A 15,809-nucleotide genomic window follows, 5' to 3' on the forward strand; every position below is an offset into this window, starting at 1 on the left:
CCTAACCGAACGAGTCATTAACAGGTAACTGCTAAACCACTCATTCTGCCCGACTTAGCCAACCAGTGCTAGGCTGTGCCCGACAAGTGCGGCGAATCTTATAGGCGACCCCGAAAGTCGTCAACACCTTTTTCAAAAAAATTTAAATTATTTAAGGGGTTAGGGGATTTGCCCGACCACCCGCCTTTGCCCTTGGCGCGTGTCGTGCGAGAATACGCGCTCTTTATTGTTTCCTTCTCGATGGTTAATCACGCGTCTATGACTGCACACCTAATCGATGGCAAGGCGATCGCCGCCAGCCTGCGCAAGCAGATCGCTCAACGTGTCGTGGAGCGTCGCCAGCAAGGCCTGCGTACGCCCGGCCTGGCAGTGATCCTGGTCGGCACCGACCCCGCCTCGCAAGTCTATGTCTCGCACAAGCGCAAGGACTGCGAAGAGGTCGGTTTCATTTCGCAGGCATTTGACCTGCCCAGCGAAACCTCGCAGCAGGCCCTGACCGAGCTGATCGATCGCCTCAATGACGACCCGGCTGTAGACGGCATCCTGCTGCAACTGCCGCTGCCGGAGCACCTGGACGCCTCGCTGCTGCTCGAGCGCATTCGCCCGGACAAGGACGTGGACGGCTTCCACCCGTATAACGTAGGCCGCCTGGCCCAGCGCATTCCGCTGCTGCGCCCCTGCACACCGAAAGGCATCATGACCTTGCTGGAAAGCACTGGTCAGGACCTGTATGGCATGGATGCGGTGATCGTCGGCGCCTCCAACATCGTGGGTCGCCCGATGGCCATGGAGCTGCTGCTGGCCGGCTGCACCGTGACCGTCTGCCACCGCTTCACCAAGGACCTGGCCGGCCATGTCGGGCGTGCCGACCTGGTGGTCGTGGCTGCCGGCAAGCCGGGCCTGGTCAAGGGTGAGTGGGTCAAGGAAGGCGCCATCGTCATCGACGTGGGTATCAACCGCCAGGAAGACGGCAAGCTGGTCGGCGACGTGGTCTACGAGACCGCCCTGCCGCGCGCGGGCTGGATCACCCCGGTGCCGGGTGGCGTCGGGCCGATGACCCGGGCCTGCCTGCTGGAAAACACGCTGTATGCGGCGGAAGAGCTGCATAAGTAATAGCGCGTGATGCGAAAACGGCACCTCTGGCAGGTGCCGTTTTTTTTGCCTGTGATTTATGCATTGGCCTTGCTGGCCTCTTCGCGGGCTTGCCCGCTCCCACAGGAACCCCACAACCCTTGAGAGCGGTGCAGCCGAGCCCGCGAAGAAACCAACGCGGTGCTCAGCCGATCACTTGCGCGCCGCCTCCCACGACTTCAGCAGTTCGGTGTAGCTGACTGTCTCGCCCTTGGGCTTTTCGTTGGCCAGCTTGGGCTTCGGTGCGCCCGGCTGGTCGAACCAGTACTGGGCGTCTTTCTCCGGGTTCATCTTGGGTGCACAGGTCGCCTGGGCATTGGAGCGCTGCAAGCGTTCCATCATGCGGTCCTGGTCGCGGGCCAGGCCGTCCAGGGCTTCCTGCGGGGTCTTCTCGCCACTGGCCACTTCGGCGATATGGCTCCACCACAGCTGCGCCAGCCGCGGGTAATCCGGCACGTTGGTGCCGGTCGGCGTCCACTGCACCCGCGCCGGGCTGCGGTAGAACTCCACCAGCCCGCCCAGCTTGGGCGCAAGGTCGGTCATGGCCTGGGAGTTGATGTCCGACTCGCGAATCGGCGTCAGGCCGACGATGGTCTTTTTCAGCGACACGGTCTTGGAGGTGACGAACTGGGCATACAACCAGGCCGCCAGGCGTTGCTTCTCGGGGGTGGACTTGAAGAACGTCCATGAGCCGGTGTCCTGGTAGCCCAGTTTCATCCCCTCCTCCCAGTACGGCCCCTTCGGTGAGGGCGCCATGCGCCACTTCGGCGTGCCGTCGGCATTTACCACCGGCAAGCCAGGCTTGGTCATGTCGGCGGTAAACGCGGTGTACCAGAATATCTGCTGGGCAATGTTGCCCTGCGCCGGTACCGGGCCGGCTTCGGAGAAGGTCATGCCCTGGGCCTCCTTGGGCGCGTAGGCACGCATCCAGTCCACGTACTTTTGCGTGGCATAGACGGCCGCCGGCCCGTTGGTGTCGCCGCCGCGGGTCACGCTGGAACCCACCGGGTGGCACTCCTCGACGCGAATGCCCCATTCATCCACCGGCAAGCCGTTGGGCAGGCCCTTGTCACCGCCACCTGCCATGGAGAACCAGGCATCGGTGAAGCGCCAGCCCAGCGAGGGGTCTTTCTTGCCGTAGTCCATGTGCCCGTAAACGCGCTTGCCGTCGATTTCTTTGACGTCTTCGGTGAAGAACTTGGCAATGTCCTCGTAGGCCGACCAGTTCACCGGCACGCCCAGCTCATAACCGTACTTTTCCTTGAATTTAGCCTTAAGCTCCGGCCGCTCGAACCAGTCGGCGCGGAACCAGTACAGGTTGGCGAACTGCTGGTCGGGCAGTTGGTAGACCTTGCCATCCGGCGCAGTGGTGAAGGAAATACCGATGAAATCCTTCAGGTCGAGGGTCGGCGAGGTGTAGGCCTTGCCCTCGTTGGCCATCAGGTCGGTAATCGATTCCACCTTGCCATAGCGAAAGTGCGTACCGATCAGGTCGGAGTCGTTGACCCAGCCGTCGTAGATGTTCTTGTCCGACTGCATCTGCGTCTGCAGTTTCTCCACCACATCGCCTTCCTGCAGCAGGTCGTGGGTCAGCTGTATGCCGGTGATCTCGCTGAAGGCCTTGGCCAGCACCTTGGATTCATATTCATGGGTGGTGATGGTTTCCGACACCACATTGATCTTCATGCCACGGAACGGCTCGGCGGCCTTGATGAACCACTGCAATTCAGCCAGTTGCTGTTCAGGGGTAAGGGTTGAAGGCTTGAACTCACTGCCGATCCATTTTTTTGCTGCATCTTCGTACTGGTCGGCCCAGGCAGCGCCATGCGCGCTGGCCAGTACCAGCAACGCGGCAAGGGTCAAATGTCGCCTGTTGTGCTTGTTATCGAACATTGTGATCTCCCGTTTCAGTTATCCCACAGGGCCGCTCGCTCAGCCCCAGCGCAGCACCACCACCAGCCACGCCAGCGATAGCAGCGAGGCCACCCACAAGGGCCAGTCGCTGACGCCGACCACCAGCAGGTGCAGGTAGGCGCTGGCCAGCAGGCCGATGAACAAGCGGTCACCACGGCTGGTGACCAGCGGCAAGAAGCCCCGTCGCGCTACGCAGGGGCGGCGCAGTTCAAGCAGGGTCATGCCCACCAGCAGCACGCCAACGGCGACGAAGAACAGCGCCGTCGGCAGGGTCCAGGCCATCCACTCCATGCGTTGCCCTCCTCACACCCGGCCCAGGGCAAAGCCCTTGGCCACATGGTTACGCACGAACCAGATCACCAGCATGCCGGGCAAGATGGTCAGTACCCCCGCCGCCGCCAGCACACCCCAGTCGATGCCTGATGCCGACACGGTGCGGGTCATTACCGCAGCAATCGGCTTGGCGTTCACCGAGGTCAGGGTGCGCGCCAGCAGCAGTTCGACCCAGGAGAACATGAAGCAGAAAAACGCCGTGACGCCGATGCCGGAGCCAATCAGCGGAATGAAGAGTTTCACGAAGAAGCGCGGGAAGCTGTAGCCGTCGATGTAGGCCGTTTCGTCGATTTCCTTGGGCACCCCCGACATGAACCCCTCCAGGATCCACACCGCCAGCGGCACGTTGAACAGGCAGTGGGCCAGGGCCACGGCGATATGGGTATCGAACAGGCCAATCGACGAGTACAGCTGGAAGAACGGCAGCAGGAACACCGCCGGTGGCGCCATGCGGTTGGTCAGCAGCCAGAAGAACAGGTGGCGGTCGCCGAGGAAGCGGTAGCGCGAGAAGGCATACGCCGCCGGCAACGCCACCAGCAGCGAAATCAGCGTGTTCAGGCACACGTAATACAGCGAGTTGAGGTAGCCGCTGTACCAGCTGGCATCGGTGAAGATCACCCGGTAGTTGTCGAGGGTGAACGCCTGCGGCCACAGCGTCAGGCCACCCAGGATCTCGGTATTGCTCTTGAACGACATGTTCAGCAGCCAGTAGATCGGCACCAGCAGGAAGAAGAAGTACAGCAGCAGGGCCAGCGATTTGCGCGTGCTCATGGCCTAGTCCTTGTCGGCATGGGTCATGGCTGTGTAGAACAGCCACGACACCAGCAGGATGATCAGGAAGTACACCAGCGAGAACGCCGCTGCCGGGCCCAGGTCGAACTGCCCCACGGCCATGCGCGTGAGGGTCTGGCTGAGGAACGTCGTGGCGTTGCCCGGCCCGCCACCGGTCAGCACGAATGGCTCGGTGTAGATCATGAAACTGTCCATGAAGCGCAGCATCACCGCGATCAGCAGCACGTTCTTCAGCTTGGGCAGCTGGATATGGCGGAACACCGCCCAGCCCGAGGCACGGTCGATGCGTGCAGCCTGGTAGTACACGTCGGGGATGGCGCGCAGCCCCGAATAGCACAGCAATGCCACCAGCGAGGTCCAGTGCCACACATCCATCACCAGCACGGTGAGCCAGGCGTCGAACGGGTCACCGGCATAGTTGTAGCTGACCCCAAGCTTGGCCAGGGTGGCGCCGAGCAGGCCGATGTCGGCACGGCCGAAAATCTGCCAGATGGTGCCGACCACGTTCCACGGGATCAGCAACGGGATCGCCATGATGATCAGGCACAGCGAGGCCATACGCCCCTTGGTCGGCATGGTCAGGGCAATGCCGATACCCAGCGGGATCTCGATCAGCAGCACACAGGCGGAGTAGATGAACTGGCGCAGCAGCGCATCGTGCAGCGCCGGGTCACGCAGCACCTGGCGGTACCAGTCGGCACCGACGAAGTAGCGGTTGGACTGATCGAAGATGTCCTGCACCGAGTAGTTGACCACCGTCATCATCGGTACCACTGCGCTGAATGCCACCAGCAGAAACACCGGTAGCACCAGCCACCAGGCCTTGTTGTTCTGCACCTTGTTGCTCATGGCCCGGCCTCCAGCAGCACATCGTCGACGTACAACATCAGCCACTGCGCCGGCAGGCTGACCCAGGCCTGCTCCACGGGCAACGGGCGGTCCTCGCCCAGCCGCGCCTTGAGCGCGACACCGCCCAGTTCGAGGGTGACGATGCGGTAGGTGCCCAGGTCTTCGACATCCAGCACCCGTGCCGGGTGGGCATCATCGAACGGGCTGTCCCACAGCTGCACGAACTCTGGGCGAATGCCCACCTGCAGTCGCCCACATACTGTCTCCGCCAGGCGCTCGCGCAGGCCATCGGGCAGCGCCAGGTGGACATCGCCGAACACCACCCCGTCCGCCTTGGCACGCACGTCGATCAGGTTCATCCCCGGGCTGCCGATGAAGTAGCCAACGAAGGTATGCCGCGGCCGCTCGAACAACTCGCGCGGTGTGCCGAACTGGACAATGCGCCCGCCGTGCATCACCGCGATCTTGTCGGCGAAGGTGGAAGCCTCCAACTGGTCGTGGGTGACGTAGATCATGGTGATATTGAACTGCTCATGGATCTGCTTCAGCTTGCGCCGCAGCTTCCACTTCAGGTGCGGGTCGATCACCGTCAGCGGCTCGTCGAACAGGATCGCCGACACGTCATCGCGCACCAGGCCGCGCCCCATGGAGACCTTCTGTTTTTCGTCGGCACTGAGGTTGCGCGCCTTCTTGCGCAGCACGCCAGCCAGGTCGAGCACCTCGGCAATTTCTTCCACCCGGGCACGCACCCGGGCTTCATCCAGCCCCTGGTTGCGCAAGGGGAAGGCCAGGTTGTCGAACACCGTCATGGTGTCGTACACCACCGGGAACTGAAACACCTGAGCGATATTGCGCGCCTGTGGCGACAGCTGGTTGACCGGTTTGCCGTCGAACAGCACTTCGCCATGGGACGGCGTCAGCAGCCCGGAAATGATATTGAGCAAGGTCGACTTGCCGCAGCCCGATGGCCCGAGCAAGGCATAGGCACCGCCCTGCTCCCACACATGATCCAGTGCGTGCAGGGCATAGTCGGCCTCGCTGGCGGGCTGGCGGCTGTAACTGTGCGCCAGTTGGCGCAGGCGGATTTCGGCCATCACCCTCTCCTTGCCTGGCGCAACCCCGGGGCCTGCACCAACGTCCCGGCGCTGTCGAAGACGAACAACTTGTGCGTGGGGATGAACACGCGAATCGGCGTGTCCACCTGGTACTCGTGCACACCGGGCAGGTGCAGGACCATGCGCCAGTATTCGTTGCGCACATGCAAGAAGGTTTCTGAACCGCTGATCTCTGCCAGTTCCACCAGCACCGCCAGCTCCAGGTCATCGTCATGGGCCGGCACCAGGGTGATATGGCTGGGGCGCACGCCAAAGCGGTAGTCGCCCTCGGCCAGCGGCTGCAAGTCGGCATTGCGGGCAAAGTGTACAGCCTGGGCAAGGCTCACTTCGTTGCCACTGATACGGCCCGCCACCAGGTTTATCGGCGGCTCGGAAAACAGCTCGGCAGCCAGCACACTGCCCGGGCGCTGATACACCTCGGTGGTGGGCCCGCTCTGCACGATCCGGCCTTCGTGCACGAGGGTGGTGGTGCCGCCCAGCGCCAGCGCCTCGTTGGCCTCGGTGGTGGCGTACACGGCAATGCAATGACGCGCCGCAAACAGTTCGCGCAGTTCTTGGCGCAGGCCTTCGCGCAACTTGTAGTCGAGGTTCACCAACGGCTCATCGAAGAGGATCAACGAGGCATCCTTGACCAATGCCCGGGCCATCGCCGTGCGTTGCTGCTGGCCGCCGGAGAGTTCCAGCGGCAGGCGCTGCAGGTAGGTTTCGATGCGCAGCATCTCGGCAGTTTCCTGCACCCTCCGGCGGATCTGGTCCTCGGCCATGCGCGCCTGGCGCAGCGGCGAGGCGATGTTTTCGAACACGCTCAAGGTCGGGTAATTGATGAATTGCTGATACACCATCGACACATTGCGCTGGCGTACCGGCACACCGGTGACGTCCTGGCCATCCATCAGCACCCGGCCCTTGTCCGGGCGGTCGAGCCCCGCCATCAGGCGCATCAGGCTGGTCTTGCCGGCGAGGGTGCGGCCCAGCAGCACGTTGAACGAACCGGGCTCGAAACGCAGCGAAGCCTCGACGATCCAGGGCTGGTTATCGACGCTGCGGCTGACCTGCTCCAGCACCAGGGACATGGCGTGGCCTTCTTGTGATTGTTGTCTGCCATGCACAGCCAGTTCCGTGCCAGTCGCCCCCCCGGTGCTCTGGTCCGGGGCCTGGGTGGCAGCGCTGGCAAATCGCGGCTTCACACCTGAACACAATCACTGAACAACTGAACACTTGCCGGTTTGACAATGAACACCCGTGGACAACACTGAACAGCGGTCGGCCCATAACAACAACCCGAAGGACAGGCCCATGGCCGCATCCGCTTCGACCCACGCCCAGCTGATCCAGGCTTCCTGGGCCCGCTGCCGCGATCACGGCCTGCAGCCGCAGCACGCGCCGGATTTCGACTGCCTGACCCGCACCGAGCTAAGCGCCCTGCTGGAACAGCGCCAGGCGCTGCTGCGGCTGACCCGCGAGGAGGTACTGCCGCAATACACACACCTGCTGGGCAACGCCAGCTACCTGGTGATGCTGGCCGATGCCAGCGGCTGCATACTCGATAGCTGGGGCTCGCGGCGTTTCATCGAGCCGAACCAGCAGCAGGGTTTCAGCGCCGGTGCCCATTGGCTTGAGCGTGGCGTCGGCACCAATGCCCTGGGCACCACGCTAATTTGCGCCCAAGCGATCCACGTGGGCCAGGACGAGCACTTCCTGCGCCAGAACCGCTACATGTCCAGCGCAGCCGCCCCCCTGTTCGACGCCGCGCGGCAGCTGGTCGGAGTGCTCGACGTTGCCAGCGACGGCTACCTGCCGGCCAGCCAGACGCTTGGCCTGGTGCGCATGATGGGCCAGAGCCTGGAAAACCGCCTGATCCTCGCCGAGCATGCCGACCGGCATGCGCAGCTGATCTTCAATAGCGCCTCCGACAACCTCGACAGCCCTTGGGCCGGCCTGCTGGTGTTCGATGAGCGTGGGCAGGTGCTGGCCGCCAATCACCGGGCCGACAGCCTGCTCGGTGGTAATCCGCTGCGGCAGAACATCGAGCAGCTGTTCCAGTTGCCCCTGCAACAGCTGCTCAGTCATCCCCGAGAACAGGCATTTGCCCTGCAAGCCACCGGGCGCAACCGCTTTCATTGCCAGTGCCATCCCCCACGCAAAACCGCTCGCCGCCCCGAGGCCGACAGTGGCGAACCTCGCCTGGAAAAAGCGTTGCAACAGGCCGGCCTGTTACTGGAAAAAGACATCCCGGTGTTGGTGCAAGGTGAAACCGGCGTCGGCAAGGAAGTGTTCGTCGACAGCCTGCACCGCGCCAGCAGCCGCGCCAACCGGCCGCTGGTCGCCGTCAACTGTGCGGCGATCCCCGCCGAGCTGGTGGAGTCGGAGCTGTTCGGCTACGACAAAGGCGCCTTCACCGGCGCGCACCACAAGGGCAACCCGGGGCTGATCCGCAAAGCCCACCGCGGCATCCTGTTTCTCGATGAAATCGGCGACATGCCACTGCCCACCCAGGCACGCCTGCTGCGTGTGCTGCAGTCACGGAGCATCCAGCCGCTGGGCAGTGGCGAGCCGGTGGCAGTGGATATCCGCGTGGTGTCGGCCAGCAACCGCGACCTGGCCGAAGAAGTGCGCGCAGGGCGCTTTCGCCAGGACCTGTATTACCGCATCGCCGGCCTGGCCGTGGTGCTGCCGCCGCTGCGCGAACGCGGTGACCGGCGCCAGTTGATCGAGCAGGTGCATGCGCGTTTTCGCGACCCTGGGCAACCCACGCGGCTGTCCCCGGCCATTATCGACCTGCTGGATCAACACCCTTGGCCAGGCAACCTGCGTGAACTGACAAGCGTGCTGCAAGTTGCGCTGGCCTTGGCGGGCAACGGGCCTATCGGCGTCGAGCACCTGCCTGCGGGCTTTCTGGCCGAGTCGCCGATGGCGGTGCTGGTGGCGGCCGAAGAGACGGACCTGCAGATGCTGGTCGAGCAAGCCAACGGCAACCTGTCGGCGGTCGCACGCCGGCTCGGGATCAGCCGCACCACGCTGTACAAGCGTTTGCGGGCGCGATGAAGCCATATTTGCACCAATGCTGCACTTGACCGAGCGGCTGATGGCCGCTCAAGGGTCGCGCCACTGCACCGGCTGGCGGTAGGTCTGTGCCCAAGCTTGCACTTCATTGGCCGGCATCGGCCTGGCGATGCAATAGCCCTGCGCCAGCTCGCAGCCCAGGCCCATCAACACCCTGCCGTGTTCCACACTCTCCAGTCCTTCGGCTACGACCTCGCGGCCGAAGGCTCGCGCCAGGCCGATCACTGCGGCGGTCAGGGCAAGGTCATCCTGGTCGTGCAGGATGTCGCGCACGAACGACTTGTCGATCTTGATCGTCTGGGTCGGCAAGCGTTTCAGGTAACTCAACGACGAGTAACCGGTGCCGAAATCGTCCAGCGAAAAGCGCACGCCCAGCGCACGACAGGCGTCCAGGCAGCGGCTGACGTGCTGCAGGTTGTCGATGGCCACTGACTCGACGATTTCCAGGTCCAGCCGCGACGGGTCCACCTGCGGGTACGCTGCCAATAGCTGCTGCAGGCGCTCGGTAAAGTCACTGCGCTGTAGATGCCGTGCAGCGATGTTCACACTCAATGACCAAGGCTGCCCCTGGCGCCCCCAGGCCTGCAGCTGGCTCAGGGCCTGGCCGATCACCCATTCGCCGATTTCGACGATCAGGTCGGTCTGCTCAACCCAGGGCAGAAAATCGCCGGGCGGCACCACGCCACGGCCTGGCCGCTGCCAGCGCAGCAAGCCCTCGAAACCTAGCACCTGGCCACTGCGCAGGTTCACCTTGGGCTGGTAATACAGGCACAGCTCGTGGTTGTTCAGGGCCCGTCGCACCCGCGCCACCGTCTGGTGGGTGGCCTTGAGCTCCTGCTCCTGCGATACGTCGAACAAGTGATAGCGGTTGCGCCCGCGCTGCTTGGCCACATACATGGCCTGGTCGGCGTGGCGTACCAGCGTATCGGCATCTTCGTCATCCTGGGGGTACAGGGTCACGCCGATACTGGCGCTGAGCGACAGCGTGTGTTCGCGTACCACACAGGGCGCCGCCAATGCCCGCAACACCCGCCTCAGGGCTGCATGCAGCTGGCGCTCATCATCGACATTGCGCAGGATCAGCACGAATTCGTCACCCGACAACCGGGCCACGGCATCAGCACCGCGCAAGATACTCTTCAAGCGCTGCGCCACCTCCACCAGCAGCAGGTCGCCCACGGCATGCCCGTAGCCGTCGTTGACCGCCTTGAAGCCATCCAGGTCGAGCATGCACACCGCCAGCGAGATGTCTTCGCGGCGCGAGTAGGCCAGGGCCTGGTTCAGCAGCTCGGACAGGTAGACGCGGTTGGGCAGACCAGTTAGCACATCGTGGCCCACCCGCCATTGCAAGGTATGCAGCAGCTGGCGCTTCTCGGTGACGTCAAAGCGGATCGACACGTACTTGCGCACCTGGCCAGTCGCCGGGTCAACCAGTGGCACCATGGTGCTGTCGACCCAATACAGCGAACCGTCCCTGGACCGGTTGCAGATTTCGCCCTTCCACACCCGCCCGGCGGTCAGGGCCTGCCACATGCCGACGAAGAACGCCGGCTCGTGCAGGCCGGAGTTGAGGATACGGTGGTTGGCGCCCAGCAGTTCCTCGCGGCTGTAGCCCGAGATGCTGCAGAACTGCTGGTTGACGTACGTGATGTTCCCACGCAGGTCGGTTTCGGAAAAGATCGCGGCCGCGTCCACGGCCGCACGATAGTTATCATCCATGAAGCATCCTGCCTTAGCGGTTGAAGCGCTCCACCAGGGCGCGCAAGCCGACGCACACCTGTTCCAGTTCGGCCCCGCGCGAGGCGGCAGCGTTGGCGCTTTGGGCGCTGTGCTGGGCAATGCCGGCCACGCCATTGATCTGCCGCGAAACGTCTTCAGCCACTGCCGACTGCTGCTGCGAGGCGGTGGCCATCTGTTGGCTCATGTCACTGATACGCTGCACCGCATCACGAATGCCATGCAGTGCCTCGCGGGTTTCCTGTACCTGGGCAACGCCCTGCTCGGCGCCCGTGATGCCCTGGCTGGCAATTGTCACGGCTTCCTCGGCGCCACTGCGCAGGGTGTCGATGATGGCCTGGATGTGCAGGGTCGACTGGCGGGTCTTGTCAGCCAGCGCCCTCACCTCATCGGCGACCACGGCAAAACCACGGCCCTGTTCGCCCGCACGCGCGGCTTCAATGGCTGCGTTCAGGGCCAGCAGGTTGGTCTGCTCGGCAATACCGCGGATCATCCCGGCCGCCTCGGCGATGGCACCGGTCTGACCGGCCAGGTGGCTGACTGCCTGGTTGATCTGGGTCACCGTGCTGGCCAAGGTGCGAATGGCCGCGCCACTGGCATCGGCCACCTGGCTACCCTGTTCGGCCAACTGGTGCGCCGTGTGGGCTTCGGCCGCAGTCAACTGCACGTGGTTGGCCACTTCACCGATGGAGGCCGCCATCTGGTTCATTGCCGTGGCGCTCAGGTCGGTTTCTGCGCGCTGCTCCAGCAACGCTGCCTCGGTGCTGCGTGACAGCTGCCCGGCATCGTGGGCCGCCACCGCCATTTGCCCGGCCAGGTCACTCAACCGCGTCAACGCAGTTTTCAACCGTGCCTCTTCGCTGATCAGCATCAGTTGCAGCTGCCCGGCAGCGCCAGGCAGGTCGCTGTAAGTCAACGCCGCGACCGGGTCGGCGAAGGTACCTTCGGCACCCTCGACCACCTGCTGCATCTGGCGGCCGAGGGCGTTGCGTTTCCACAGGCCATAGGCCATGAACAGCCCCACGGTCAGCCCCTGCCCCACCAGGCCAGGCCACAGCTGGTTGGCGCCCAGCGCCAACAGCCCACCGGCCAGGGGCAACGTCAGTGCCTGCACCAGCAGGCTCAGCCGGCGCGGCGCCGACAGTACCGCCTGGCCGGTACGCATCCGCGCATACAAGGCCTCGGCGCGGGCCACCTGCTCACGCGTGGGGCACACCCGTACCGACTCATAGCCAACCACCCGCCCGCCTTCGAGGATAGGCGTGACGTAGGCGTTGACCCAGTAATAGTCGCCGTTACGGCAGCGGTTCTTGACGATGCCCATCCAGCTCTTGCCAGCCTTCAGGTAGCGCCACATCAACTCGTATACCGCCGGCGGCATGTCCGGGTGGCGCACCAGGTTATGCGGGCTGCCGATCAGTTCGGCATCGCTGTAGCCGCTGATGGCGGCGAATTCGGGGTTGCAATAGGTGATCAGGCTGGCGGTATCGGTAGCGGAAATCAGCCGCTGGCCAGAGGGAAAACGTTGCTCGACCGGGGTTACCGGCAGGTTGAGGCGCACGATGAGACTCCATTCAAGGGGGTGCCAGGCGCTTGCTGCGAGCCTTTGCGGGATAAAAAATCCGTCAATGCGCTCTCAGTGACTGCCCGGTCAGGCGCGGATTCTACGAGTCCCGCCACATAAAGCAAATCAACCTTACGGATCATGGCGTTATCGATGATTCAACGTTCCCGGCTGCGCTTGGCAAGCTGATTGCAGCGGTATTCCCCGGCAGTGGCCGGGCCCTGCACAAACGCGTGCGGGCTCCCCTCACGGCACGCACCGAAGTAGAGCCTGGCAAGCCAAATTGCACCACAACTGGTCAGACCGGTAAGGCCAAAAACCCTTGCAATGTAGGATTTTTCGCGCTTTTATGGCTTCGCGCTGAACAAACCGGTAAGACCACAATAATTAAGTCCTGCGCTCTTTCGCCCCGTGCGGCTACCGAAGCAAGGACACCGATCAGAGACTCCCCCCATGCTCAAATGGTGCTCGCGTTCGATATTCCTGCAAGTCGTGCTCGGCCTTGCCCTCGGCATCGCCTGCGGTCTCAGTTTTCCCGACCTCTCCCTGCAACTAAAACCCCTCGGCGACGGCTTCATCAAGCTGATCAAGATGCTCATCGGCCTGATCGTGTTCTGCGTGGTGGTCAGCGGTATCTCGGGGGCGGGCGACCTGAAAAAGGTCGGGCGCATCGGCCTGAAGTCGGTGATCTACTTTGAAGTGCTGACCACCCTGGCGCTGGTGATCGGCCTGGTGTTCGCCTTCAGCAGTGGCATCGGCAGCGGTGCCAACATCCACCTGGACCAGTTGTCCAGCGCCGATGCCAACGGCCTGGCCGAGCGCGGCCAGCACATCCATGGCGCCACGGCTTTCTTCATGGACCTGATACCCACCTCGGTTGTGGGTGCCTTCGCCGACAACAACATTCTCCAGGTGCTGCTGTTCTCGGTGCTTTTCGGTAGCGCACTGAACCTGGTGGGTGACTCGGCCGCCGGCATCTCAAGGCTGATCAACGAACTGAGCCATGTGATCTTCCGCATCATGGGCATGATCGTGCGCCTGGCCCCCATCGGCGTGTTCGGCGCCATCGCCTTCACCACCAGCAAGTACGGCCTGGAGTCGCTGCAGCACCTGGGCGGGTTGGTGGCACTGTTCTACCTGACCTGCGCCGGCTTCGTGCTGATCGTGCTGGGTACGGTGATGCGCCTGTCGGGCCTGAAGCTGCTGCCATTGATCAAGTACCTGCGTGAAGAGCTGACCATCGTCCTTGGCACCGCGTCGTCCGACGCCGTGCTGCCACAGATCATGCGCAAGCTGGAGCACCTGGGCATTGGCAGCTCCACGGTCGGCCTGGTCATCCCCACCGGCTACTCGTTCAACCTCGACGGCTTCTCCATCTACCTGACCCTGGCCATCGTGTTCATCGCCAACGCCACCGGCACGCCGCTGGAAATGACCGACCTGCTGACCATCCTGCTGGTGTCGCTGGTGACTTCCAAGGGGGCTCACGGCATCCCAGGCTCGGCGCTGGTGATCCTCGCCGCCACCCTGACAGCCGTGCCGGCGATTCCGGTGGTGGGCCTGGTGCTGGTGCTGGCGGTGGACTGGTTCATGGGCATCGGCCGGGCATTGACCAACCTGATTGGCAACTGCGTGGCCACCGTGGCCATCGCCCGTTGGGAAAAGGACATTGACCTGGAGCGCGCGCAGAACGTGCTCGACGGCAAGCTCGGCTTTACCCCGACGCCGCGCAAACAGCCCAACACACATCATCAACAGGAATTTTGACCGAAAGTGGCCGGCGATGACGCCGGCCCTTGCAGGAGCGAACCGTGATCAGCTCATCGACCGTCGTCACCTCAGTGGTGGAAAAACTGCGCCAGGCCCTGGCCCGGGGCCAATGGCGCACCGGCGACATGCTGCCGGGCCAGCGTGAGCTGGCCGAACAGCTGGGCATCAGCCGCCCAAGCCTGCGCGAAGCGGTGACCGTACTGGAAACCCTGGGCCTGGTACGCTCCCTGCCGGGCAAGGGCGTACTGGTACTGGACGCCGACGCCGTCATCCAGGAACCAGGCATGGACACCAGCGCCGCGGCCAGCCTGGCCGATGTGCTGGAGCTACGCTACACCCTAGAACCCTTCATCGTCGGGCTGGTGGCGCAGTCGGCCAACAGCCAGGACGTCGGCCAGTTGCGCCTCACCCTGATGGACATGCGTGAAGCGCTGGAGGCCGGTGACAGCGAAGCCGGGGTAAAAGCCTACATCGCGTTCCATGAGGCGTTGTTCACCCTTACCACCAACCCGATCTTCCAGAGCGTGGTGCAGCAGACCGGCAATGCCTTGAAGCAAAGTGCCGACATGCTGCGCAATTCGCCGGAACACCTGGCCGCGCGGCTCAAGGAAAACGAAGCCGTGGTTCGCGCCATTCGCGAACGCAACAGTGCCCAGGCCAGCGCCCAGATGCGCCAGCACATTCTGGCCGAAGGCCAGCGCATGGGCATCCCGTTGAACATCCCGGACGACCACCCGCGCCCATGACCCCAGGAGAGCGACCATGAACGCCGCCCCCCACCTGCCATCCCTGCTGGCTGCTGGCGAAACCCGCCTGTCGGCCGAGCAGATCTACCCTCGGCTGTTCGACGCCATTCTCGAACAGCGCCTGCCACCGGGGGCCCTGTTGCCCGAGCAGGCGCTGGGCCATGCCTTTGGTGTCAGCCGCACCGTGATTCGGCGTGTACTTGGGCGCCTGTCCGACCAGCAGGTGGTGGTGCAGCGCCCCAGCCACACCGCGCACCTGGCCGCGCCCGACCCGGACCAGGCGCGCCAGGTGCTCAGTGCCCGGCGCCTGGCCGAAACCACACTGATCACCCTGGCTGCCCAGCGCGCCCGGCCGGCGCAGGTGCGCCAGCTGCGGCAACTGGTGGACCGCGAACGCCAGCACCATGAGAGCGGCGAACGTTGCGCGGCGATCCGCCTGGGCGGCGAGTTTCACCTCAAGCTGGCCCAGGTTGCAGCCAATGCGCCACTGGCGCGGTTTCTCAATGGCCTGGTTCCCATGACCTCGCTGATCATCGCCCGCTACGAATCGCCGTGCTGCGACCACTGCGCCTGGCAGGAACATGCGGCGATCATCGATGCCGTGGAGCAAGGCAATGCCGAGGCGGCGCTTGGGCTGATGCACAAGCACCTGGACCGCCTGGAAGAAAAGCTCGACCTGAAATAACCGCTCATGCTGACGCGGTTCCTGTAGGAGCAGCCTTGTGCTGCGAAGAAGCCATAGCTGGCGAAGATGATCTTTTGCCTTGCCGGCCTCTTCGCAGCACAAGGCTGCTC

The 15,809-nt window shown here is 63.8% G+C and carries 13 protein-coding genes; 5 read left to right on the top strand and 8 right to left on the bottom strand.

All coding sequences use genetic code 11. The annotated features are described in order from the left end of the window. The first annotated feature begins 258 nt into the window (after nt 1–258). Complete coding sequence (gene folD, locus SB765_RS17745) at nt 259–1,113, top strand: bifunctional methylenetetrahydrofolate dehydrogenase/methenyltetrahydrofolate cyclohydrolase FolD (protein WP_016500563.1); 855 nt, start codon at nt 259–261, stop codon at nt 1,111–1,113. Between the two features lie 171 nt (nt 1,114–1,284). Here folD and SB765_RS17750 read toward each other — a convergent pair whose 3' ends face one another. From SB765_RS17750 to SB765_RS17775, 6 genes are read right to left on the bottom strand one after another with little or no spacing between them, the layout of a single operon-like run. Beyond that, nucleotides 1,285–3,024 (bottom strand): carbohydrate ABC transporter substrate-binding protein, encoded by a 1,740-nt coding sequence (locus tag SB765_RS17750; RefSeq protein WP_410931686.1) that lies wholly within the window; start codon nt 3,022–3,024, stop codon nt 1,285–1,287. A 39-nt stretch (nt 3,025–3,063) separates the two neighbouring features. Continuing rightward, the gene (locus tag SB765_RS17755) at nt 3,064–3,336 is read right to left on the bottom strand and encodes a DUF2160 domain-containing protein (RefSeq protein ID WP_016500565.1); all 273 of its coding nucleotides are present in this window, start codon (nt 3,334–3,336) and stop codon (nt 3,064–3,066) included. 12 nt (nt 3,337–3,348) lie between these two features. After that, nucleotides 3,349–4,149 (bottom strand): carbohydrate ABC transporter permease, encoded by an 801-nt coding sequence (locus SB765_RS17760; protein WP_410931687.1) that lies wholly within the window; start codon nt 4,147–4,149, stop codon nt 3,349–3,351. Between the two features lie 3 nt (nt 4,150–4,152). Beyond that, nucleotides 4,153–5,019, bottom strand: a complete 867-nt coding sequence (locus tag SB765_RS17765; RefSeq protein WP_341798142.1) for a carbohydrate ABC transporter permease — start codon at nt 5,017–5,019, stop codon at nt 4,153–4,155. Continuing rightward, nucleotides 5,016–6,113 (bottom strand): ABC transporter ATP-binding protein, encoded by a 1,098-nt coding sequence (locus SB765_RS17770; RefSeq protein WP_410931688.1) that lies wholly within the window; start codon nt 6,111–6,113, stop codon nt 5,016–5,018. Before SB765_RS17770 ends, SB765_RS17765 begins: the two co-directional genes overlap by 4 nt. After that, entirely contained in the window at nt 6,113–7,207 is a 1,095-nt protein-coding gene (locus tag SB765_RS17775; RefSeq protein ID WP_341798140.1) for an ABC transporter ATP-binding protein, read from the bottom strand. Before SB765_RS17775 ends, SB765_RS17770 begins: the two co-directional genes overlap by 1 nt. A gap of 223 nt (nt 7,208–7,430) precedes the next feature. Between SB765_RS17775 and SB765_RS17780 the strand changes: the two genes are divergently transcribed. Further along, nucleotides 7,431–9,179, top strand: coding sequence for a sigma-54-dependent Fis family transcriptional regulator (locus SB765_RS17780; protein ID WP_410931689.1), 1,749 nt, complete (start codon nt 7,431–7,433; stop codon nt 9,177–9,179). 48 nt (nt 9,180–9,227) lie between these two features. Here SB765_RS17780 and SB765_RS17785 read toward each other — a convergent pair whose 3' ends face one another. Together SB765_RS17785 and SB765_RS17790 are read right to left on the bottom strand one after the other, a co-directional pair. After that, complete coding sequence (locus SB765_RS17785; RefSeq protein ID WP_341798138.1) at nt 9,228–10,916, bottom strand: putative bifunctional diguanylate cyclase/phosphodiesterase; 1,689 nt, start codon at nt 10,914–10,916, stop codon at nt 9,228–9,230. A gap of 13 nt (nt 10,917–10,929) precedes the next feature. Then, nucleotides 10,930–12,495, bottom strand: a complete 1,566-nt coding sequence (locus SB765_RS17790; protein ID WP_410931690.1) for a PAS domain-containing methyl-accepting chemotaxis protein — start codon at nt 12,493–12,495, stop codon at nt 10,930–10,932. 456 nt (nt 12,496–12,951) lie between these two features. Here SB765_RS17790 and SB765_RS17795 point away from each other — a divergent pair, with 456 nt between their 5' ends. From SB765_RS17795 to SB765_RS17805, 3 genes are read left to right on the top strand one after another with little or no spacing between them, the layout of a single operon-like run. After that, nucleotides 12,952–14,265 (top strand): C4-dicarboxylate transporter DctA, encoded by a 1,314-nt coding sequence (locus SB765_RS17795; RefSeq protein WP_016485879.1) that lies wholly within the window; start codon nt 12,952–12,954, stop codon nt 14,263–14,265. 44 nt (nt 14,266–14,309) lie between these two features. Then, nucleotides 14,310–15,014 (top strand): FadR/GntR family transcriptional regulator, encoded by a 705-nt coding sequence (locus SB765_RS17800; RefSeq protein ID WP_341798136.1) that lies wholly within the window; start codon nt 14,310–14,312, stop codon nt 15,012–15,014. A gap of 16 nt (nt 15,015–15,030) precedes the next feature. Beyond that, entirely contained in the window at nt 15,031–15,699 is a 669-nt protein-coding gene (locus SB765_RS17805) for a GntR family transcriptional regulator (protein WP_341798135.1), read from the top strand. The last annotated feature ends 110 nt before the right edge of the window (nt 15,700–15,809 follow it).

Origin of the sequence: Pseudomonas sp. SIMBA_067 (genome assembly GCF_046534675.1) — a bacterium.
In the GTDB taxonomy this organism is placed as follows: Bacteria; Pseudomonadota; Gammaproteobacteria; order Pseudomonadales; family Pseudomonadaceae; genus Aquipseudomonas; species Aquipseudomonas putida.